The sequence below is a fragment of the Rhizobium sp. Root483D2 genome (genome assembly GCF_001426685.1).
GTDB classification, from domain to species: Bacteria; Pseudomonadota; Alphaproteobacteria; order Rhizobiales; family Rhizobiaceae; genus Pararhizobium; species Pararhizobium qamdonense.
Genome location: NZ_LMFB01000022.1, coordinates 1 through 1,225, shown reverse-complemented (window position 1 = coordinate 1,225; position 1,225 = coordinate 1). Strand labels below are relative to the sequence as shown.

General features: G+C 58.3%; 1 protein-coding gene. It reads left to right on the top strand.

The features are described 5' to 3' along the window. Positions 1-75 precede the first annotated feature (75 nt). The gene (locus ASD32_RS19710; RefSeq protein ID WP_060639768.1) at positions 76-1,086 is read left to right on the top strand and encodes an IS30 family transposase; all 1,011 of its coding nucleotides are present in this window, start codon (positions 76-78) and stop codon (positions 1,084-1,086) included. Positions 1,087-1,225 lie beyond the last annotated feature (139 nt).

Genomic DNA, 1,225 nt, shown 5'->3' with positions numbered 1-1,225 from the left:
TGTAGCCGGGTGGGTTCAAGGATGAAGTGCGACTTGCAATAGATAACAACGGTTTATCTCTGCAAGGAACGAGACATGAATCGCACCTACTCCCAGATTGATCTGGATGAACGCCGCAAGATCGCGCGCTGGCGTATGGCTGGAATCAGCGTTGACGTCATCGCCGAGAAACTGCACCGACATCGCTCGACCATTTTCCGTGAGCTGCGCCGCAATACGTTCGAAGATGGTGAGATGCCGGACCTCAACGGCTACTACTGCGTGATGGCCAATGACATGGCGCGAGAACGGCGTGCCAAGCTGCGCAAGCTTGCCCGGTTCTCGCACCTGCGCCAATCGGTGATCGAGCGCATCATGCATGGCTGGTCGCCGCAACAGATCGCTGGCCGATTACAGCTTGAGCGCCATCCGATCTCTGTCAGCCACGAGACGATCTACAAGTTTGCCTATTCCCCAGACGGACAAGCTATCAAGCTGTGGCGACATCTGCCGGAGCATCGTGCCAGACGCCGCCCACGGCACGCCAGGCGCCGCCATGGCAGGCGTTTTACCCCGGATGTCAACATTCTCTACCGGCCAGACGCCGTCGCCGAGCGCAAACAGTTCGGGCATTGGGAATGCGATCTCATCCAGTTTCGCAAGAAGTTCGGAAAGGCCAACGTCACGTCGCTGGTCGAACGGGTCAGTCGCTTCGCCGTCTTCCTGCGCAACAATGACCGGCAATCACGGCCGGTGATGGACGGCCTGATCCAGGTTCTCCAGTCCCTACCCCATCTCGCCCGCCGCTCCATCACCTTCGACCGTGGCACCGAGTTCACCGACTGGCCCTACCTGCAGGCGAGCATCGGAGCGCAGACATGGTTCTGCGATCCACAATCCCCGTGGCAGAAAGGCACCGTCGAAAATACCAACAGACGGGCCAGGAAATGGCTTTCGAGAGAGGTGGATCCATTGTCTCTCAGCGATGGCGATCTCACCAAGATCTGCCATCACCTGAACGCCACACCACGCAAATGCCTCGGCTACAAAACACCCGCCGAGGTCTTCCGCCAGAAACTCCTCGCCCAAATCCGGCGTACCGGTTAGCTTCTCGAAGCCCGCAGGTCGCACTTCAGCATGAACTCACACCGCAAAGTTGAAGTGTCCTGTTTCTGCAAAGTTGGAGTGTCACGCTCCCCGCGTTTGATAACGCGGAGACGAGCAGATGGGATTGATAGCGATGAGC

Bases quoted from the DNA above. Each gene is read 5' to 3' on its own strand.
- ASD32_RS19710 (WP_060639768.1), top strand. From the start codon at position 76: ATGAATCGCACCTACTCCCAGATTGATCTGGATGAACGCCGCAAGATC.